This is a genomic window from Pseudomonas sp. 9.2(2024) (assembly GCF_039695385.1).
In the GTDB taxonomy this organism is placed as follows: Bacteria; Pseudomonadota; Gammaproteobacteria; order Pseudomonadales; family Pseudomonadaceae; genus Aquipseudomonas; species Aquipseudomonas paraglycinae.
The window spans coordinates 1,466,389-1,487,437 of the sequence record NZ_CP155585.1; the positions used below are offsets into that span (position 1 = coordinate 1,466,389).

16 protein-coding genes are annotated in these 21,049 nt (G+C 58.8%); 11 read left to right on the top strand and 5 right to left on the bottom strand.

The window, feature by feature from the left end; genetic code table 11:
• Positions 1–6 precede the first annotated feature (6 nt).
• From ABFB52_RS06475 to ABFB52_RS06495, 5 genes are all read right to left on the bottom strand, one after another.
• Positions 7–723, bottom strand: coding sequence for a permease (locus ABFB52_RS06475; RefSeq protein WP_129973733.1), 717 nt, complete (start codon positions 721–723; stop codon positions 7–9).
• Positions 724–730: 7 nt separating this feature from the next.
• Positions 731–4,120 (bottom strand): T6SS effector BTH_I2691 family protein, encoded by a 3,390-nt coding sequence (locus ABFB52_RS06480; protein ID WP_129973739.1) that lies wholly within the window; start codon positions 4,118–4,120, stop codon positions 731–733.
• Complete coding sequence (locus ABFB52_RS06485) at positions 4,113–5,000, bottom strand: DUF4123 domain-containing protein (protein ID WP_129973734.1); 888 nt, start codon at positions 4,998–5,000, stop codon at positions 4,113–4,115. The genes ABFB52_RS06480 and ABFB52_RS06485 overlap by 8 nt, the downstream gene beginning before the upstream one ends.
• Positions 4,997–7,048, bottom strand: a complete 2,052-nt coding sequence (gene tssI, locus ABFB52_RS06490; protein ID WP_346836119.1) for a type VI secretion system tip protein TssI/VgrG — start codon at positions 7,046–7,048, stop codon at positions 4,997–4,999. Before tssI ends, ABFB52_RS06485 begins: the two co-directional genes overlap by 4 nt.
• Before the next feature lie 131 nt (positions 7,049–7,179).
• Positions 7,180–7,695, bottom strand: coding sequence for an Hcp family type VI secretion system effector (locus ABFB52_RS06495; RefSeq protein WP_039767797.1), 516 nt, complete (start codon positions 7,693–7,695; stop codon positions 7,180–7,182).
• A 525-nt stretch (positions 7,696–8,220) separates the two neighbouring features.
• On the opposite strand from ABFB52_RS06495, the gene ABFB52_RS06500 reads away from it, so the two are divergent.
• The 11 genes from ABFB52_RS06500 (at position 8,221) to ABFB52_RS06550 (ending at position 21,024) form a co-directional block, all read left to right on the top strand.
• Positions 8,221–9,843: a methyl-accepting chemotaxis protein gene (locus ABFB52_RS06500; RefSeq protein WP_039769604.1), complete on the top strand. Its 1,623-nt coding sequence runs from the start codon at positions 8,221–8,223 to the stop codon at positions 9,841–9,843.
• Positions 9,843–10,379 carry a chemotaxis protein CheW gene (locus ABFB52_RS06505; protein WP_085748077.1) on the top strand — a complete coding sequence of 179 codons (537 nt, stop codon included), beginning with the start codon at positions 9,843–9,845 and terminating at the stop codon, positions 10,377–10,379. The genes ABFB52_RS06500 and ABFB52_RS06505 overlap by 1 nt, the downstream gene beginning before the upstream one ends.
• Positions 10,376–11,653 (top strand): protein-glutamate O-methyltransferase CheR, encoded by a 1,278-nt coding sequence (locus ABFB52_RS06510; RefSeq protein WP_085748078.1) that lies wholly within the window; start codon positions 10,376–10,378, stop codon positions 11,651–11,653. Before ABFB52_RS06505 ends, ABFB52_RS06510 begins: the two co-directional genes overlap by 4 nt.
• Complete coding sequence (locus tag ABFB52_RS06515) at positions 11,650–12,333, top strand: chemotaxis protein CheW (protein WP_085748079.1); 684 nt, start codon at positions 11,650–11,652, stop codon at positions 12,331–12,333. Before ABFB52_RS06510 ends, ABFB52_RS06515 begins: the two co-directional genes overlap by 4 nt.
• Positions 12,330–14,624: a hybrid sensor histidine kinase/response regulator gene (locus ABFB52_RS06520; protein ID WP_085748080.1), complete on the top strand. Its 2,295-nt coding sequence runs from the start codon at positions 12,330–12,332 to the stop codon at positions 14,622–14,624. The genes ABFB52_RS06515 and ABFB52_RS06520 overlap by 4 nt, the downstream gene beginning before the upstream one ends.
• Complete coding sequence (locus ABFB52_RS06525; protein ID WP_085748081.1) at positions 14,621–15,631, top strand: chemotaxis response regulator protein-glutamate methylesterase; 1,011 nt, start codon at positions 14,621–14,623, stop codon at positions 15,629–15,631. The genes ABFB52_RS06520 and ABFB52_RS06525 overlap by 4 nt, the downstream gene beginning before the upstream one ends.
• A 48-nt stretch (positions 15,632–15,679) precedes the next feature.
• Entirely contained in the window at positions 15,680–16,681 is a 1,002-nt protein-coding gene (locus tag ABFB52_RS06530; RefSeq protein ID WP_011332645.1) for a PleD family two-component system response regulator, read from the top strand.
• Between the two features lie 106 nt (positions 16,682–16,787).
• A protein-coding gene (prfB, locus tag ABFB52_RS06535; protein WP_102621447.1) for a peptide chain release factor 2 occupies positions 16,788–17,883 on the top strand; the annotation gives its coding sequence in 2 pieces (ribosomal slippage) (positions 16,788–16,859 and positions 16,861–17,883; 1,095 coding nt in all).
• Between the two features lie 115 nt (positions 17,884–17,998).
• Positions 17,999–19,498, top strand: coding sequence for a lysine--tRNA ligase (lysS, locus tag ABFB52_RS06540; RefSeq protein WP_085748082.1), 1,500 nt, complete (start codon positions 17,999–18,001; stop codon positions 19,496–19,498).
• 118 nt (positions 19,499–19,616) lie between these two features.
• The gene (locus ABFB52_RS06545; RefSeq protein ID WP_011332647.1) at positions 19,617–20,321 is read left to right on the top strand and encodes a TetR family transcriptional regulator; all 705 of its coding nucleotides are present in this window, start codon (positions 19,617–19,619) and stop codon (positions 20,319–20,321) included.
• Positions 20,322–20,469: 148 nt separating this feature from the next.
• Complete coding sequence (locus ABFB52_RS06550; RefSeq protein ID WP_102717180.1) at positions 20,470–21,024, top strand: hypothetical protein; 555 nt, start codon at positions 20,470–20,472, stop codon at positions 21,022–21,024.
• The last annotated feature ends 25 nt before the right edge of the window (positions 21,025–21,049 follow it).

Below are 21,049 nucleotides of genomic sequence, written 5' to 3' on the forward strand. Positions count from 1 at the left end.
TAATAATCACCATTGCCAGCTTTTTTCTGTGTATATGGCGCTGCTTGGTAGTACTGTTTTTAAAATCTTCAAGTAACGATCGAATGTGGCCGTTTCTTGGAAGCGTGCTTCGAATCCCACTGATTGGTTGGTTCTATGGGTGACTATCATCAGTCTAGACCGATCTACAGTTACAAAGTTGTATTCCGCCCAAGGGGAACTGCGCGAGTTGGTTATGTTGTTTTTCCAGCCGAGAAGGAATTTTGCTGCTCCTAGCGTCATAGCTGCCGGGCCGATCATAAAGGCTAAGGATCCTGTATAAATCGCAACGCCTGAGAAAAATAATATTATAAAAATAGCGAGGCTTTTGAAAATGGTTCCGGAAGATTCTGGATGATTCCGAAAATATTCGACTTTCCCATGGTTCGCTGTAATGGAGTAATTGAATACTGTTTTTTGGCGTAATATAAGTATGAAGTAGATGGTTAGTGCGTACGAAAATACATACGCCGAGAAAAGTCCAAGCATATATTGTGGCAGGTTGTTCCAAGTGATGGCCGTTACAAAAATATTCATTAGCGTCGCGCCAGCAAAGAGCCAAAGCTGTGCTTTCATGATTTCTTTAGGTGGAGATTTTATTGTTTTTGTCGACCATTCCATAAGGACGCGTTCATGTGCATTTGATTTTTCTTCAACGGCTCGGCATGAAGTCTGGTTGAATGAGTTGTCACTGGGTTTTGTCATGTTCGTATTATTCCGCTACGGCCAGGATCATCGCGCCTTTACGACTAACAGATTTTACTTGAAGCTCTGTAATGCTCAGCCCGTCGACGGAGGTGCTTCCTACTTTGTCAAGCTCTAATTGGTAGAGGTAACCTTGATCTTCAACGCCAGCTGCTAAAACGTTTGTAGGATACCAAATTTGCAATTCAATAAAGTCAGCACTTTTGTCAACCGGGATCCATGTCCGCCAGACGATGTCTTGGCCGGAGGCAGGCATTGGCGGAAAGCGCGCAGCGCGTACATCCGCAGTGTATGGTGAGTTTGTGTCAGTGCCAAATGCACTGGTGCCCGTAAATTGCCCTTTGTCCAGAAACGGATCTTGTACAGGATCATCCATTTTTCTAACAGGTAGCAGGGGTAGAATACGTTTGCTATCGATCACATTAAATTGGATGAGTTGACCGCGTACTGCACTTGGCAATCGAAGATGTACCCAAGCTCCATTCAGTACTTCTTCGTTTTGATATCCAAATCTTCCTCTGAATACGCGCTTGGTATCGAAAGTGCTCTTAACGTAGATCTGTGGGCTTAGTTGAATTTCCAGCAAAGCACGCTTTTCCTCCGCTTGGCCTTCAAGAGTAGACTGGTACTGCAACTCTTTTGAGCGTGACCAACAACATTTTCGCAACCACCAGCCCACACCGTCCGATTTGAAATAATTAAGTGCCAGCGTCGCTGCCAAATAGACAGCGCCAAGTACCAGCATCGCAACTGCAAACCAAGGATTCATGACTAATACAACCATGTCACCTGCAAGTGTTACTCCTGTAAGTAACTGTGCAATCCCTGCGATTCCCATTCCAAATACGGCGAGGCCTTTCACCCACATTGCGGCCTTTTCCTCGGAACTTCTCGCGTTTCCATAATCGTCTTGGATATCCCATATCTCGAGAATTGTGGAAATGACTGCAAATGCCCCCATTGCGACCATTCTTCGGCTGAAAGCACGGACAGTCGCTGCCCACGCTGCCTTGCCTTCTGCCGTCCAGAACGCTGCTGATCTGCTTAATATTCCGACTTCCACTTCGTCAATTAAAACCGGGGCCGCATTTTTTATCGTTTTCCAAGGAGTTTCGACAAAAACCGCCATCAGTAAGTTGAAGCTGTATCCCAATCCGTAGCTTATTTTAGCGACGTCTTTTTTACTGAACTGGCCGTCTTTTGTAAGGTCGCGGTAAGTGAGGGCGGTGTTTATAAAGTTCAGCAGCACTACGCCCCAAACTATTGCTCCTGCATTCAATCCCCACTTTTCGCTCCAGGCTTTGGCTTTTGCTTGCCAGTTTTTCACGACGTCTGCACGGGAGGAGGCAAAATTCTTGATCTCTGCTCTTAGCAGTTCCGCGTACTTGTTGTTTTGGTAGTCGAGTATTCCTGGCATGTTCAATTCATGCATTTGCAGTTTTGCTTCCTGCTGCTGCAATACGCGAGCGAGATTCTTTCGTTTTCCAGGTCGGTCCGGATAGATCCACTGTTTACGTGTATCAGCAATTTTTTTGTTCAACAAGAGCCATTCGTTTTTCCAGGTCCTGAGCTTCTCAGAAACTTTTATATCAATCGCTGGGCGATCTGGTGAGTTAATTAAAACTTGTCCGATCATTAGGTTTCTAATGAGAGCGCTGATGTTCTGGTTTTTTCCCAAGGCCATTCGGCTATCTGATGGGATCAGTGCTATCAGAATGGACTCTGCAGTTGCTTTACCTTCTTTGCTCGCTAGTTCACGCAAAGCTTTGAACGTGTCTTGAACAGGCTTTTTTAATGCCTGCATCCAGGGCTTTTCAGCGAACCCGTCTTGGTTCAGTACACTGTTAAACTCACCAACTCTCGTTGCAAGCGTGGTCATATCCCCCATGCCATTAAGCAAAAGGTTGGCTTGTGTATCCAAAGCGTCTTTCAGAGCAGGTGAAAAACCATATCGAACAGTGCCGAAGAGGCTTTCTGCATTAGCGTCTTCTTTTGCAAGCCAAATACTCGAGTTTGCGTCTTGGCAGTATATTGAGAGGAGACTCGCCACTGTCTCCTGGAGGTATAAAAGCTGTTTCTTGTTCGTAGTGTCGATGAACAATCGTAGAGGGTCGTTGCCTACGTATTTGGCCAGGGCTTGAAAGTCATTCTGGGTGTTATGAATGTTTTTAAGCAGAGCTTCACCATCGCCTTGATAGGTCTGGATATAAGCGTGGGCTCCATCAAGATCAATTTCGCGTCGCCATTTACTTCGATCAGACCAAGCCTGATAGTCAGATTCCGTTGGGGACTGACCATATTTTGATTTGATTGCATCCGCCATTTCAAAGGACTTGAAGCTTCCCGGCAATGTGATAGCCGTGTTTGTGCCGCCCATGGCGCTAAGAACGGATTGAGTATTTTCATGCTCTCTTTGAGCATAATAAGCATCCAAATCCCGTTGGAATTCCCGTGTTTTCGACGCGTCCCCGCGGATAGATGCTGGCAGTTTGTCCGGGGCCACGCTTGCACCGCACAACGCCTCCACTGTTTGAGCAATCTGTATTTTATGTTCGTGTTTTTGCTTCCAGGCCTCATAAGCGGCTTGATCGGCAGCTAATTGCATACCGATGTCATTCAAAATGGCTATTGGATCATCTAGAACAATAGCTAGAGCACTTTCTTTGTCAGGTACACTACCTGTCCAATAAGTATCAGCTGCCAATGTGCTGAAAATCGCTTTGCCGTTCGATTTACCTTCGGTCGCGTAGGGTGGAATGGCTGAGTCAGCGAGTCGTTTATCGGAAATTACTGCTCCCTTATCAACATCGGCAACTGCGTCAGCAAGCGACACCAGAGGTAAGGTTTCAGCCGCTGACATGCTGATGCAATAGCTCGGCAGGTCGAGGGTTTTCATCCACTGTTTACGGCTGCCAGGATTTGATCTCATATGCTCGCATACACGCCAAGTCCACTGAACCGGAGAGTACGCAATATGCAGCTTGTTCTTACGCGGATATATCAGATGGCTTTTGCTTTCTCCGGAGGCTTTACGCTCGTCTTTACCGGTGTCAGCGTCACTCAGTTGTACTCGGGTTAATACACCGTGAGTAGCGGAAAATTCGTATTCGTGAAAGGTTTTTGCGGTTTCGTCGTAAACGTAGACATAGCCGTCGTAAAGCTGGCGCAAAGTGTAGTTACGTGTTTTCAGCGCAGGTAGTACTGCCCACATACCAGACTTCAATAATGGTTTGAGCTTTTTCGGATCTTCATCGTATCGAGAGCGATCCAGCGCATAGCGCATCGGAACGATTGCTACATCGGGGCCGGTGAGGGGGCAGCCGCCGGTGGCTTGTGCTGTTGTGGTGGGGAAACAGGCGTTGCGCTGTTGTTGGAGTGTTCCGCTCTTTTCAGCCATTTGCAGTGTCCTTTGCTTCCAGCGCTTGCTGGCGATAATCATCCAGTGCTTCGATACGCAGTTCCGGTGCCAAACGCCCTTTGTCTGGGTTTTGGCTCAACCACTCTTGATAGGGGCTGTCAGGGCGAGTGGTGAAGTCTCTTCCCCAGTCGACGCAGGTTTCCGCCCATGTTACCAGTCCTCGTTCGCTGACCAGTCCCCAGGCGCTGCCGCTGTCTAGAACGTGTTCAAGCCACCACTCAGTTTGATCGCTGTTCAACAGTGAAAATGTTTGAGCGTCACGGGTGTTCAACCAAGTGTACAAGCGCTCTTTGAACTGCCATCGATAAGCGAGTTCCAGAGCCGCGATTTGTTGCTCGCCGAGCAGGGCAAAATTTTTGTCACGAGGGTCCTTTGACTGCGGTCTCGCGAACGGCGTAATCGGTGCATCGCTCGCAGAGCACCAGGTGTGGACCGGTGCCTTGATCCAAATAGTCTCTACAGGTCCCAGCACGTGACTGAGATGTTCCGGCCCGTAGCTAGAAAGCCAGTGATGCATGACAAGGGGATCGGCGAAACGTAAAAGACCTTCGCCGCCGTTCACGTCCGGCGGACAGATAAAATGTCGTAGGTGATCTGCTATTTCAGTTAGTGAAGCGCGGCTGAATAACGGACACGAATCGGCTTGAGTCAGGTGATTTTGCTGCCAGTCTCTGAGGACGGAAGAGTTCCCCTGCGGCTTCACGAGTATTGGCCCCAGATCTTTCAATTCCGTCCATCGCGTCCCCAAGTACACCGGCTCGATCTCTAACGGTTCGCCGAGCTGATAAAGACTTGGGATCGCATCAGGACGCAGAACCCCGTCGATCAGCAAAAAGTTGGCGTTCGACGGGTAGTTCATTTGGCGGCGTCCTTCGCTGCTTGCGCGGCAGCTTTCTCACAAATCTCACAACGTGGCGTGCCCCGCATCAACGCCTGCCGCTGTGCCGGCACCAACAACTTCCCGGCCTTGTCCGTATCCGCCTGCTTCAACGGCCCCGGCATCAACGGCGCAGCACCCGTGCCACTGCTTGGTCCGCCGCCGGAGTTGATGTTGATCGCCGGCCCGCTCATGGTCACGCCGCCGCCATCGATCTTGATGAAGCTGCCACCGCCGACCAGCGTCAGTTCGGCCCCAGCCTCCAGCACTACCTTCATGCCGCTGCTCAGGTGAATTTCCTGGCCAGCGTCGATGAACTGCCCGGTGCCAATCTTGATGTGCTGATTCACACCGACGGTCAGGTGATCGTTGGCGCGGGCTTCGACTTTGCGGTCTTCGTAAACGGTGTGGTGTTCTTCGGCCTTGAATTCCGTGTAGCTGTTCTTTTCCACGACGTCGTGGCGTTCGTTGCCGACGCGGATTTTCTGGTCGTGTTCGATGTTTTCGTCCCAGTCGCGCTGGGCGTGCAGGAAGATCTGTTCCTGGCCTTTCTTGTCTTCGATGCGCAGTTCGTTGAAGCCGCCGCCACCCATCGAGCTCAGGGTCTTGAAGGTGGTGCGGGTCTTGTTCGCCGGCAGGGCGTAGGGGACGGTGTTTTCCTTGTGGTACAGGCAGCCGCTGATCAGCGGCTGGTCGGGGTCGCCTTCGAGGAAGGTGACCAGCACTTCCATGCCGATGCGCGGGATCGCGATGCCGCCGTACTGGGCGCCGGCCCAGGCGGAGGACACGCGCAGCCAGCAGCTGGTCTTGTCGTCGGCGAGGCCGTCGCGGTCCCAGTGGAACTGGACTTTCACCCGGCCGTATTCGTCGCAGTGGATTTCTTCACCTTTAGGGCCGGTGACCACGGCGCTCTGGCTGCCGAGGATGCGTGGTTTCGGGTGGCGAAGGGGCGGGCGGTTCGGCACGTCCCACGGGGTGGCCTGGAAGCGGTTGCGGTAACCCTGATGGAAATCGTCTTTGAGCGCGGTGGTGTCACTGGTCACCGACTCTTCCAGCACCTGCGGCTGTTTGCCTTCGTGGTGGACTTCGGTGAGCAGCCACAGGTCGTTCCACTTGGCTTTCGGGTGCTCTTTCAGCGCGAGGAAATGGCCGCTGACCAGCAGAGGTTGGTCGCTCTTGCCTTCCGCAAGCTGGAAGTCGCTGCGGTGGCGTTCGAGGGCGCGCTTGGCCAGGTGCTTGCCGCGCTCGCGGTCGACGAAACGGCCCGGGTAGTCGTAATCCTCGAGGTCGGGCAGGGCGTCGCCGCGGTTTTCGCTTTCGAGGGTGATTCGCGGTTTTTCGAAGTCGTAGTCGCGGCGGGTGGTGCGGCTGGTGCGGGTTTCCAGGCGCAGGTCGAAGCGCTTGATCACCGGGTTGCTGGCGACCATGCCGGAGTCCTGCTGATAGGCCACCGGCGCCAGTTTCTTGAACACCGTCTGGTCGTCGCCGAACACCAGTTTGTGGCCCGTGGCGCTGTGCTGGAAGTGGTAGTGAATGCCTTCTTCTTCGCACAGGCGCTGGATGAAATGCAGGTCCGATTCGTCGTACTGCACGCAGTAGAGGCGATCGGGGTAGATCGAACCGGTCTGGAAGGCGTAGGCGTTGCCCTGGATGCCGTGTTCTTCGAGGACCTTGCCGATGATTTTCGGCACGCTGAGGTTCTGGAAGATCCGCTGGTTGATCCGGTGCGCGAGATACGCCAGTTGCGGGCGCAGGGTCACGGAATAGCGCGTCAGGCGCTTGCCGGAATCGCCTTGCGCGGCGCGGTAGATCAGGCCGTGGATGCCGCTGCCGTCGGGCGACAGCTGCAGGAAGGCCGGTTTGTGCAGCAGGGTTTCGAGGTCCAGCGACGGCTGCTCACTGACCAGCTCCACCTCGAACACAAAAGGCTGGCTGATGGCTTCCCGGCCGGTCAGGGTAAACACCTGAAAGTCGGCGGAAAGACCTTCGATGGTCAGGGCAAAGTGGGTTTCATTGGCCGGCGCGAACATCCCTTGTTCCTCGTGCTGTACAGCGGCGCTCGTCGACGCCCGCAAAGCGGGTCAACGTACGCGAAATTCTGGAGGGGCGTAAACAACATCGACCAGCAGAGCTGGCCGATGCTTGAAACGATCAGCCGTAATTAAACGACTGGAGCACGCCAGTCATCGGAACCCGAAGTACCGGATACTTCGTGGGTCCAGGTGATTTTGCGGTAGGTGAACTGCACTTCTTCCAGGTGGGTGAAGTGGGCGTTCGATGGATCCTGGCAGTTGTGCATTTTGTTGTTGATGGCGACGATGATCGCGTCTTCCAGTTTGGTGGTGTAGTAGTGCTCTTGGGTACCTTGAGCCGAAGTGCGGTACCACTGGATAACGATTTCGCTCATGCGCTCGCCGGAGGTCAGAGCGGCTTGCAGCAGTGGCGAAGCCTTGTCGTAGACCTTGGTGATGATCACTGGCTTGTGAACGCGCTGACCGGTTGGCTGACCGGATTGCGGGTCACGCGGGATGATCACGTCGTGGCTGAACGCCTGAACCATGACCTGGTCTTCGTGACCTTCCTGGTAGGTGTTGCCAACGGAGTCGGCGGTGAAAGCGCCGGCAGTGATCAGGCCTTGTTTTTCGCCGGTAACCGACATGTACGCTGGTGTTGCCATGGGAGGTGCTCCTTGCGGATAAAGTTAGGGTGCCCGGGAGGCGAAATCGCCCGGTGGGTGGCTGACTGTTATCAAGGAGCGTGCCAGCTTTTGGTGCGTCCCCGGGAGCCGGGGACTTCACCGCTCTGGCTCGCGGGCTTGGGCGTTTTTTGAACAGCGATGAAGGCAAAAGTGCGCAACTTCTTGCGCAGTACTGCGCAAGAAGTTGCGCACTCGGCTACAGGCGACGGTAACCGGGGGCTGTAGCGAAATCAGGCGGCGATTTCGCGAAACAAGTGCGCAAGAAGTTGCGCACAATGGCACATGGCTACCGTGCCTGCAGATCATCTAAACCCGAAATGGCTAATCCATCGCCCCTTTTTGCCATTGCGTCACTGGCACGCCACCCTCCGATTCCTTGAAAGTCCCTGTCCAGAGCCCACCCCGTTTAATACCGGAAGGCCAGAGCGCGGCAAACCGTCTTATAAATGAAACACCGCCCTCAGCTATACTCCCCCGCATTTCGACCCGCCCCGAGGACTGACTGTGAAGAACTGGACGTTGCGCCAACGCATTTTGGCGAGCTTTGCGGTGATTATCGCCATCATGCTGCTTATGGTGGTCGTCTCGTATTCGCGGCTGCTGAAGATCGAAGCCAGTGAAAACAGCGTGCGTGACGACGCGATTCCCGGCGTCTATTACAGCTCGATGATTCGTGGCGCGTGGGTCGACAGTTACCTGCAGACCCAGGAACTGCTGGGCCTCAAGGAGGGGCAGGGCGTCAGCAGTGAAGATGCGGCCGATTACAAGGCTTTCGAATCCCGGCTTCAGGAACAGATGGCCAATTACCGTGGCACGGTGGTGACGGACGAGGACAAGCTCGAATTCGCGGCGTTCGAGAAATATCACGACGCCTATCTGAAAATTCAGGATGCGGTGCTCGATCTGCACAAACGCAATCTGGAAGCCGACGCCGTCAAGCTGTTCCACGAACAACTGACTCCGACCTGGTACTCGGGCCGGATGAAGCTCAACGACATCATTGGCGAGAACAAGAAAGTCGCTGACAAGGCCATGGCCAACATTGATGAGGCCGTGGCGGCGGCCAAGGTCAGCATGTTCGTCTCGCTGCTGGTGGCCGTGCTGGCCGCCGGGTTCTGCGGTCTGCTGCTGATGCGCGCGATCATGGCGCCGATGAACCGCATCGTGCAGATCCTCGACATCATGCGCACCGGCGATCTGAGCAGCCGCTTGAACCTCGACCGCAAGGACGAGTTCGGTGCCGTGGAAACTGGCTTCAACGACATGATGACCGAGCTCACTTCGCTGGTGTCCCAGGCCCAGCGCTCGTCGGTGCAGGTCACCACCTCGGTGACCGAGATTGCGGCCACTTCCAAACAACAGCAAGCCACCGCCACCGAAACCGCTGCGACCACCACTGAAATCGGCGCGACGTCTCGCGAGATCGCGGCGACCTCTCGCGACCTTGTACGCACGATGACTGAAGTCTCCACCGCCGCCGATCAGGCCTCGGTGTTGGCCGGTTCCGGGCAGCAAGGTTTGGCGCGCATGGAAGACACCATGCATTCGGTGATGGGCGCAGCGGATCTGGTGAACGCCAAACTGGCGATCCTCAACGAGAAGGCCGGCAACATCAATCAGGTGGTCGTCACCATCGTCAAGGTCGCCGACCAGACCAACCTGCTGTCCCTGAACGCCGCGATTGAAGCGGAGAAGGCTGGTGAATATGGCCGTGGTTTCGCGGTGGTCGCCACTGAAGTGCGGCGTCTGGCGGATCAGACGGCTGTCGCCACGTATGACATCGAGCAGATGGTCCGCGAGATCCAGTCGGCGGTGTCCGCCGGGGTGATGGGCATGGACAAGTTCTCCGAGGAAGTGCGTCGCGGCATGGCCGAAGTGCAGCAGGTCGGCGAGCAGCTGTCGCAGATCATCCATCAAGTGCAGGCGCTGGCGCCGCGGGTGTTGATGGTCAACGAGGGCATGCAGGCTCAGGCCACCGGCGCCGAGCAGATCAACCACGCGCTGGTGCAGCTGGGTGATGCCAGCAGCCAGACGGTCGAGTCGTTGCGTCAGGCCAGTTTCGCCATTGACGAACTGAGCCAGGTGGCCGTGGGCCTGCGCAGCGGCGTTTCGCGATTCAAAGTCTGATGAGCGAAATCACCGCCAAACGCAGCGCTGCACCGGTGGCGAAGCAGGCGTTGTTCCTGCTGTTTCGCATCGGCAGCGAACGCTACGCCTTGCGCGCTACGGAAGTGGCCGAAGTGCTGCCGCGCCTGCCGTTGAAGCCGATTGCACGGGCGCCGCACTGGGTGGCGGGGGTGTTCGCCTATCGCGGCACGGTGGTGCCGGTGATCGACCTCAGTGCCCTGACGTTCGGCCATCCTGCGGAAGCGCGCACCAGCACGCGTCTGGTGCTGGTGCATTACCGCGCGGACGACTCGCAACCCTCGCAATGGCTGGGGCTGATCCTCGAACAGGCCACCGATACCCTGCGCTGCAACCCGGATGATTTTCAGCCGTACGGCCTCGACAATCGTCAGGCGCCGTACCTCGGCCCGGTGCGTGAAGACGCGCAAGGGCTGGTGCAGTGGGTGCGGGTCAACGACTTGCTCGACGAGTCGGTGCGTACACTGCTGTTCCCGACACCGCCGCTGGATCCGGCGCGGCTTGAGGAGCAGCCATGAGCAGCGACCAGCGCTTCTTCGACTTCCTCAAGGAACGCATCGGCCTCGATGTCGCCTCGGTCGGGCCGGCGATCATCGAACGGGCTGTGCGCCAGCGCATCACCCTGTCGCAAACGGTGAATGCCAATGAGTACTGGCAGACCCTGCAAGGCTCGCGGGATGAACAGCAGGCGCTGATCGAAGCGGTGATCGTCCCCGAGACCTGGTTTTTCCGTTACCCGGAATCCTTCGCCACCCTCGGCAAACTGGCGCGCAAACGCCTGGGCGAGCTGAACAACATGCGTGCGCTGCGCATCCTCAGCCTGCCGTGTTCCACCGGGGAAGAACCCTATTCGATTGCCATGGCCTTGCTCGATGCGGGCCTCAAGCCCCATCAGTTCAAGGTCGATGGCATGGACGTCAGCCCCTTGTCGGTGGACAAGGCGCGGCGTGCGCTGTACGGCAAGAACTCGTTTCGCGGTCAGGAGCTGGACTTTCGTGAGCGGCATTTTTTCGCCGAGAACGAGGGTTATCGAGTAAATGAAATCGTCCGCGAGCAGGTTCGCTTGCATGTCGGCAACGTGCTCGATCCGTCATTGCTGGTCAACGAGCCGCCGTTCGATTTCGTGTTCTGCCGCAACCTGCTGATCTATTTCGATCAGCCGACCCAGCAGCAGGTATTCGCGGTGCTGAAGCGCCTGACCCATGTCGATGGCGTGCTGTTTATCGGCCCGGCCGAGGGTAGTCTGCTTGGGCGGTTGGGCATGCGCTCGATCGGGATTCCACAGTCCTTTGCTTTCAGCCGTCACAGCGATCCACAACCCGAACCGTTGCCGGCGCCGACCGCGATTCCGCTGCCGTTACCTGTGCGCCAACCGCTGCGCAGCACGCCACCACCGCCGGTGCGCAACCGTCCGTTTGCTGGCGTGACGCCGTTGCCCGCGACGGCTAAAAGCACCAACCCCGACGCCGCGACCTTGCTGGCCAACATCGCCGCCCTGGCCAACGAAGGCAGAAGTGCCGAGGCCCGGGCCGCGTGCGAACAGTATTTGCGCAGCCATGAGCCGGTGGCCCAGGTGTTCTACTGGCTCGGCCTGCTGAGCGATGTCGCCGGCAGCGCGCTCGAAGCCCAGGGCTTTTACCGCAAAGCGCTGTACCTCGAACCGCAACACCCCGAAGCCTTGATGCACCTGGCTGCGTTGCTGCAGGCCCAGGGCGACACGGCCGGCGCCAGACGATTGCAGGAGCGCGCCGCCCGCAGCGACCGCACCGCCGACAGTGAGCGTAAACGATGATCCCGTCCGACACCTTGAACGTCACCCACGAAGACGCCCGGGCCATCGACGATTGCTGGAACCGCATCGGCATCCACGGCGACAAGTCCTGTCCGCTGCTGGACGAGCACATCCATTGCCGCAATTGCTCGGTGTATTCCGCCGCCGCCACGCGTCTGCTCGACCGATATGCGTTGCAGCAGGACGAGCGCGACCCGGTGGCGACCCAGGTGGAAACCGAGCTGAAGACCCGTTCGCTGCTGATGTTCCGCCTCGGTGAAGAATGGCTCGGCCTGGCCACCCGCAGTCTGGTGGAGGTCGCGCCGTTGCAGGCGATTCACTCGCTGCCGCACCAGCGCTCCCGGGCCTTGCTCGGCGTGGCGAACGTGCGCGGTGCGCTGGTGGCCTGTCTGTCGCTGGTCGAACTGCTCGACCTCGACAGCAACGCGGCCCCGGTGACCGGCGCGCGGATCATGCCGCGCATGCTGATCATCTCGGCCCAGGGCGGGCCGGTGGTGGTGCCGGTCGACGAAGTCGACGGGATTCACGCCATCGACGAGCGAATTCTCGATGCCGCGTCGCGGTCTGGCGCACAGACCAGCGCCAAATACACCCGAGGCGTGCTGCCTTTCAAAGGTCGCAGCCTGCGTTGGCTGGATGAAGAACAGCTGTTGTCCGCCGTGTCCCGGAGCCTCACATGACCCCCGAGCAAATGCGCGACGCCTCCTTGCTCGAGCTGTTCAGTCTCGAAGCCGAAGCCCAGACCCAGGTGCTCAGCGCCGGGCTGCTGGCGCTGGAGCGCAACCCGACCCAGGCCGATCAGCTCGAATCGTGCATGCGTGCGGCGCACTCGTTGAAAGGCGCGGCGCGGATCGTTGGCATCGACAGCGGAGTCAGCGTCGCCCATGTGATGGAAGATTGTCTGGTCAGCGCCCAGGAAGGGCGATTGTTCCTGCGCCCCGAGCATATCGACGCGCTGTTGCAGGGCACCGATCTGTTGATGCGCATCGCCACTCCGGCCAACGGCCCTCAACCGGCGGACATCGAGGCTTACGTGGCGTTGATGGGCGGTTTGCTCGACCCGACGGCACCGACCGTGGTGCCCGCCGCTCCGAGTGCGCCACCGATGGCCGAGTTGCAGCTTCAGCCACCGCCGGGGGTTGAGCCGGCGCCGGTTGAAATTCCGGTCGAGGTTGCCGAGCCGGAACCCGCGCCTCGCAAGAGCAAACGCACCACCGAAGGTGGCGAGCGGGTGCTTCGGGTCACCGCCGAACGCCTGAACAGCCTGCTCGATCTGTCGAGCAAATCCCTGGTGGAAACCCAGCGCCTCAAGCCGCACCTGGCCACGATGCAGCGCCTCAAACGCATGCAGAACAACGGCCTGCGGGCGCTGGAAAGTCTCAACGTTCATCTCAAGGAACATGCCCTGAGCCTTGAGGCTCAAGAGGCGCTGGAAGACGCGCGTCGTTTGCTCGCCGAATCCCAGCAACTGCTGGCAGAGAAAAACGCCGAACTCGACGAGTTTGCCTGGCAGGCAAGTCAGCGCGCACAAGTGCTCTACGACACCGCGCTGGCCTGCCGCATGCGGCCGTTCGCCGATGTGCTGTCCGGGCAAGTGCGGATGGTGCGCGACCTCGGTCGCAGCCTCGGCAAACAGGTGCGGCTGGAGATCGAGGGCGAGAAGACTCAGGTCGACCGTGATGTGCTGGAAAAACTCGAAGCACCGCTCACGCACCTGCTGCGCAACGCGGTCGATCACGGCATCGAAACCCCGGAAGAACGCCTGCTCAAAGGCAAGTCCGAGGAAGGCCTGATCCGTCTGCGCGCCTCGCATCAGGCCGGTCTGCTGGTGCTGGAACTGAGCGACGACGGCAATGGTGTGGATCTGGAAAAGGTCCGCCGCAGCATCGTCGAACGTCAGTTGTCGCCCGCGGAAACCGCCGCCCAGTTGAGTGAAGAGGAACTGCTGACCTTCCTGTTTCTGCCGGGTTTCAGCCTGCGGGACAAGGTTACCGAAGTGTCGGGTCGTGGCGTCGGTCTCGATGCTGTTCAGCACATGGTCCGCCAGTTGCGCGGTGCGGTGGTGCTGGAGCAGACGGCGGGCGAGGGCAGTCGTTTCTATCTCGAAGTGCCGCTGACCCTGTCGGTGGTGCGCAGCCTGGTGGTGGAGGTCGGCGACGAGGCCTACGCCTTCCCGCTGGCGCACATCGAGCGCATGTGCGATCTGGCGCCGGAGGACATCGTGCAGGTCGAAGGGCGCCAGCATTTCTGGCACGAAGGCCGGCATGTCGGGCTCGTCGCGGCCAGTCAGTTATTGCAACGTCCGGCCAGCCAGAACAGCGGCGAGACCCTGAAAGTCGTGGTGATCCGCGAGCGCGATGCGATCTACGGCGTGGCGGTCGAGCGTTTCATCGGCGAGCGCACGCTGGTGGTGCTGCCACTGGACGAACGGCTGGGCAAGGTGCAGGACATTTCCGCCGGGGCCTTGCTCGACGATGGCTCGGTGGTGCTGATCGTCGATGTTGAAGACATGCTGCGTTCGGTGGACAAACTGCTCAATACCGGGCGTCTGGAGCGCATTGCCCGCCACGGTAATCAGGCCGCGGAAGCCGCGCGCAAACGGATTCTGGTGGTCGACGATTCGCTGACCGTGCGCGAACTGCAACGCAAGCTGCTGCTCAATCGCGGCTACGACGTGGCCGTCGCGGTGGATGGCATGGACGGCTGGAACGCCTTGCGTTCGGAGGATTTCGATCTGTTGATCACCGACATTGACATGCCGCGCATGGACGGCATCGAACTGGTCTCGTTGTTGCGCCGCGACAACCGTCTGCAATCGCTGCCGGTGATGGTGGTGTCGTACAAGGATCGCGAGGAAGACCGCCGCCGTGGACTGGACGCCGGCGCCGACTATTATCTGGCCAAGGCCAGTTTTCATGACGACGCCCTGCTCGACGCGGTGGTTGAGCTCATCGGAGGAGCGCGGGCATGAAGATCGCAATCGTCAACGACATGCCCCTGGCGGTGGAGGCCCTGCGCCGGGCGCTGGCTTTCGAGCCGGCGCATCAGGTGGTGTGGGTCGCCAGCAACGGCGCCGAAGCGGTGCGCCTGTGCGCCGAAAACACCCCTGACCTGATCCTGATGGACCTGATCATGCCAGTGATGGATGGCGTCGAGGCCACCCGCCGGATCATGGCCGAGAGCCCGTGCGCGATCGTCATCGTCACCGTGGACCGCCAGCAGAACGTGCACCGGGTGTTCGAAGCCATGGGCCACGGCGCGCTGGATGTGGTCGATACCCCGGCCATCGGCGGCGGCAATCCTCAGGAAGCGGCGGCGCCACTGCTGCGCAAAATCCTCAATATCGGCTGGCTGATCGGCGAGAAAACCGCCCGCTCACGCCCGGCACCTGCGACACCACGCAGTACCGCCTCGCGCCAGCGGCTGGTGGCGATCGGCTCTTCGGCCGGTGGCCCGGCGGCGCTGGAAGTCTTGCTCAAAGGCCTGCCGCGCCACTTTTCGGCGGCCATCGTGCTGGTGCAGCATGTCGACCAGGTGTTTGCCGCCGGCATGGCTGAATGGCTGGCCAGCGCCAGCGGCCTGGACGTGCGTCTGGCCCGCGAAGGGGAGCCGCCGCAGGCCGGCGCGGTGCTGCTGGCCGGCACCAACCACCATATTCGTTTGCTCAAGAACGGCACGCTGGCCTACACCGCCGAGCCGGTCAACGAGATCTACCGCCCCTCGATCGACGTGTTTTTCGAAAGCGTCGCCAGTTACTGGAACGGTGACGCAGTAGGGGTTTTATTGACAGGGATGGGACGCGACGGGGCGCAAGGGCTTAAGCTCATGCGTCAACAGGGTTATCTGACCATCGCGCAGGATCAGCAAAGCAGTGCGGTGTACGGCATGCCCAAGGCTGCCGCAGCCATCGACGCGGCCGTAGAAATCCGTCCACTGGAAAAGATAGCGCCACGATTGCTGGAGATTTTCCCCAAATGAGCACATCCATCCGCAATCCTGGCCCCCGCAGCACTCAGGTGACCGCCCATGAATGACTTACAGATCGATGACATCAAAACCGACGAGAACGCCGCCATGGTGTTGTTGGTGGACGATCAGGCGATGATCGGCGAAGCCGTGCGCCGTGGGCTGTCGAATGAGGAGAACATCGACTTCCACTTCTGCTCCGACCCGCATCTTGCCGTGGCACATGCGGTGCGGATCAAGCCGACCGTGATCCTGCAGGATCTGGTGATGCCCGGCCTCGACGGCCTGAGTCTGGTGCGCGAATACCGCAATCACCCGGCGACCAAGGACATTCCGATCATCGTCCTGTCGACCAAGGAAGACCCGCTGATCAAGAGCGCGGCGTTCTCCGCCGGGGCCAACGATTATCTGGTGAAACTGCCGGACAACATCGAGCTGGTGGCGCGCATCCGCTATCACTCGCGCTCCTACATGACCCTGTTGCAACGGGATGCGGCCTACCGCGCGCTGCGGGTCAGCCAGCAGCAATTGCTCGACACCAACCTCGTCCTGCAGCGGTTGATGAACTCCGACGGCCTGACCGGGCTGTCCAATCGCCGGCACTTCGACGAATACCTGGAACTGGAATGGCGCCGTTCGCTGCGCGACCAGAGCCAGTTGTCGCTGCTGATGATCGACGTCGATTACTTCAAGTCCTACAACGACACCTTCGGCCACGTCGAAGGCGACGAAGCGTTGCGCAAGGTCGCCACGGCGATCCGCGAGGCCAGCGCCCGGCCGTCCGATCTGCCGGCGCGTTATGGCGGCGAAGAATTTGCGCTGGTGCTGCCGAACACTTCGCCTGGCGGGGCCCGACTGGTGGCGGAAAAGCTGCGCCAGACGGTCGCGGCGCTGAAGATTCCGCACAATGCCCCGGCCGAAGGCTCGAGCCTGACCATCAGCATCGGCCTGGCGACCATGGTGCCGGAGTCGGGCAGCGACTGCCGGTTGCTGATCTCGGCGGCGGACCGTGGCCTGTACCTGGCCAAGAACAACGGGCGCAATCAGGTGGGGATCGAATGAACCATCGGGTTCATTCGCCTCAAGAGCCGCCAGACGGGCTGCCGTGACAGCTTGATTACGTTATACTCGCCGGCTTTCAAAAGTTCGCCAACGAGTGCTGCCCGTCATGGAAATCAACCCGATCCTGAACACCATCAAGGACCTGTCCGAGCGCTCCGAAACTATTCGGGGGTATCTTTGACTACGATCAAAAGCATGAGCGTCTGATCGAAGTCAATCGCGAGCTTGAAGATCCTGCAGTCTGGAACAAACCTGAATACGCCCAGGAACTGGGCCGCGAGCGCGCTGCGCTGGCGCAGATCGTCGATACCCTCGACGAACTGAACGGTGGCCTGGCCGATTGCCGCGAGCTGCTGGACATGGCCGTTGAAGAGAACGACGAGGGCGCGGTCAACGACGTCGTCGAAGTCCTTCAAGGTCTCGAAGAGTCCCTGTCCAAGCTCGAATTCCGCCGTATGTTCAGCCACGAGATGGACCCGAACAACGCCTACCTGGACATCCAGGCCGGTTCCGGCGGCACCGAAGCCCAGGACTGGGCCAACATCCTGCTGCGCATGTACCTGCGCTGGGCCGACAAACGCGGTTTCGACGCGACCATCATGGAGCTGTCGGCCGGTGAAGTCGCCGGGATCAAGGGTGCGACCGTGCACATCAAGGGCGAATACGCCTTTGGCTGGCTGCGTACCGAGATCGGCGTGCACCGTCTGGTGCGCAAGAGCCCGTTCGACTCCGGCAACCGTCGCCATACCTCGTTCTCCGCGGTTTTCGTCTCGCCAGAGATCGACGACAAGGTGGAAATCGAAATCAACCCGGCAGACCTGCGGATCGACACCTATCGTTCCTCCGGTGCCGGTGGTCAGCACGTAAACACCACCGACTCGGCCGTACGTATCACCCACGTACCGACCAACACCGTGGTGAGCTGCCAGAACGAACGTTCCCAGCACGCCAACAAGGACACCGCCATGAAAATGCTGCGGGCCAAGTTGTACGAGCAGGAAATGCAGAAGCGCAACGCGGCGTCCCAGGCGCTGGAAGACACCAAGTCGGATATCGGCTGGGGTCACCAGATCCGTTCGTACGTGCTCGATGCGTCGCGGATCAAGGATCTGCGCACCAACATCGAACGCAGTGACTGCGACAAGGTGCTCGACGGCGACATCGACGAATACCTGGAAGCCAGCCTGAAATCGGGGCTGTAAGAAACGCAATACAGGATCGGCTGATTCAACTCGATCTCTGTAGGAGCCAGCCTGCTGGCGATCCCCGGGCCGAAAGGCCCGGGGGCAACGAACCTGTGATGGAATATTTAAAGACATGAGCGACCAACAACTCGACCAGGCCCTGCAACAGGAAGAAAACTCCCTGATCGCCCTGCGCAAGGAAAAGCTTGCTGCCGAGCGCGCCAAGGGCAATGCCTTCCCGAACGACTTCCGCCGCGAAAACTACTGCGAAGCACTGCAGAAACAGTACGCGGACAAGACCAAGGAAGAGCTGGCAGAGGCTGCGATCCCGGTCAAGGTTGCAGGTCGCATCATGCTCAACCGTGGCTCGTTCATGGTGATCCAGGACATGACCGGTCGCATCCAGGTCTACGTCAACCGCAAGACCCTGTCCGAAGAAACCCTGGCCGCGGTGAAAACCTGGGACATGGGTGACATCATCGCCGCCGAAGGCACCCTGGCCCGTTCCGGCAAGGGCGACCTGTACGTCGAGATGACCAGCGTGCGCCTGCTGACCAAATCCCTGCGCCCGCTGCCGGACAAGCACCACGGCCTGACCGACACCGAACAGCGTTACCGTCAGCGCTACGTTGACCTGATCGTCAACGAAGACGTGCGTCAGACCTTCCGCGTCCGTTCGCAAGTGATCGCGCACATCCGCAGCTTCCTGATGAAGCGCGACTTCCTCGAAGTCGAAACGCCGATGCTGCAGACCATTCCTGGCGGCGCCGCGGCCAAGCCGTTCGAAACCCACCACAACGCGCTGGACATGGAAATGTTCCTGCGTATCGCGCCAGAGCTGTACCTCAAGCGTCTGGTGGTTGGCGGCTTCGAAAAAGTGTTCGAGATCAACCGCAACTTCCGTAACGAAGGCGTTTCGACTCGTCACAACCCTGAATTCACCATGTTGGAGTTCTACCAGGCTTACGCCGACTACGAAGACAACATGGACCTGACCGAAGAACTGTTCCGCGAGCTGGCGCAGCTGGTTCTGGGCAGCACCGACGTGCCGTACGGCGACAAGGTGTTCCACTTCGGCGAGCCGTTCGTGCGCCTGTCGGTGTTCGACTCGATCCTCAAGTACAACCCTGAGCTGACCGCCGATGACCTGAACGACATCGACAAGGCTCGCGCCATCGCCAAGAAGGCCGGCGCCAAGGTGCTGGGCTTCGAAGGTCTGGGCAAGCTGCAGGTGATGATTTTCGAAGAGCTGGTCGAGCACAAGCTGGAACAGCCGCACTTCATTACCCAGTATCCGTTCGAAGTGTCGCCGCTGGCCCGTCGCAACGACGACAACCCGAACGTCACCGACCGCTTCGAGCTGTTCATCGGCGGCCGTGAAATCGCCAACGCCTACTCCGAGCTGAACGACGCGGAAGACCAGGCCGAGCGCTTCATGGCGCAGGTGGCCGACAAGGACGCCGGCGACGACGAAGCCATGCACTACGACGCCGACTTCGTTCGTGCGCTGGAGTACGGCATGCCGCCAACGGCCGGCGAAGGTATCGGCATCGACCGTCTGGTGATGCTGCTGACCAACTCCCCGTCGATCCGCGACGTGATCCTGTTCCCGCACATGCGGCCACAAGCGTAAGTGTTTCAATAAAAAAGCCGCCTGAAATGGGCGGCTTTTTATTGCCTGTCTGGTACAAACGTATCAAATGGTTAATTTTGAAGAAAACAACAGAGGTATGCCTGTCGTGATCGGTGCAATGGCTCAAGAGGGTGCAGCGGGAATCGCCACTGCGGTCGCTGAAAGTGTTCAGTACCAGGGCCGCAAGGCCAGCCGGCAGGGCAGTGAACAGCGTCGACAGGACATTCTCGATGCGGCGATGCGCATTGTCGTGCGCGACGGCGTGCGGGCCGTGCGTCACCGGGCGGTGGCGGCCGAGGCCGGTGTGCCGCTGTCGGCCACCACGTATTACTTCAAGGACATCGATGACCTGCTCACCGATACCTTCGCCCAGTACGTCGAACGCAGTGCGGCCTACATGGCCAAGCTGTGGATCAACAACGAAGGCCTGCTGCGCGAAATGGTGGTCAGCGGTGACGGCAGCCCGGAGTCGCGCTCACAACTGGCCGACGATATCGCGCGGTTGATGGCTGATTACGTGCATCGGCAACTGGTCAACCGTCGCGAGCATTTGATGGCCGAGCAGGCGTTCCGTCAGGAGGCGCTGCTCAACCCGCGTCTGGCGGAATTGGTGCGTTCCCATCAGCAGATTCTGTTGCAGGGCACCTGCCAGTTGTTCCAGGTATTGGGCTCGCGCGAGCCGCAGCAGGATGCCAAGGTGTTGACGGCGATTATCGGACGGATGGAATATCAGGGCCTGCTCAACGACGCCGAGCCTTTGGCCGAAGAGGACATGCTCGGCATTCTGACGCGCTATATGCACCTGGTACTCGCGTCGGTGTAACGCAATCCCTGCTTGATCGTTCCCACGCTCCGCGTGGGAATGCATACCGTGACGCTCTGCGTCATAGTGGACGCAGAGCGTCCATGGCGGCATTCCCACGCAGAGCGTAGGAACGATCAGGTGTAACGGGTGTTCAAGGGAGTGTCGAATGAAAGCCTGGCGTGGCGTGCTGATCGCCTTGTCGTTCCTGCTGCTCAGCGGATGTCTGGTGACCTTCAAGGAGCCGCTGCCCGCCAGTGAACCGGCGCCCAAGGGCTTGCTCGGCCAATGGTCGAGCACCAATGCCTGGGGCGAGCCGATGAATCTGGAATTGACGCGCCTGGGCAACGATCGCTATCAGGCGGTTGCGTACTTCAAAGCCAAACCCCGCGAGCGTGAAGCCTATCCGTTCACGGTGTCGCGCCACGGCAACCGCTGGTATCTGTCGGCGAAGGTGCCGGCGCAATACGGCGGGCACTTCACCATCGCCGGCTTCGAGATCACCGACAAGCGCGAACTGGTGATCTACAACCTCGACCTCGAACAGATCAACCAGGCCATCGCCCAGAAGACCCTTGACGGCCAGGGCTTCCAGACCGATGACGGCGAGGGCGTGCAGGTCGACAGCCCGCTTGAAAAGGTCTTTGCTTACCTCGACGACCCGGCCAATTCCGACGTTTTCGTCGAAGCGGCGCGCTATCAGCATCAGGCCAAAGCCAAATAATTCAGTTCGTCACGTTTACTACAGG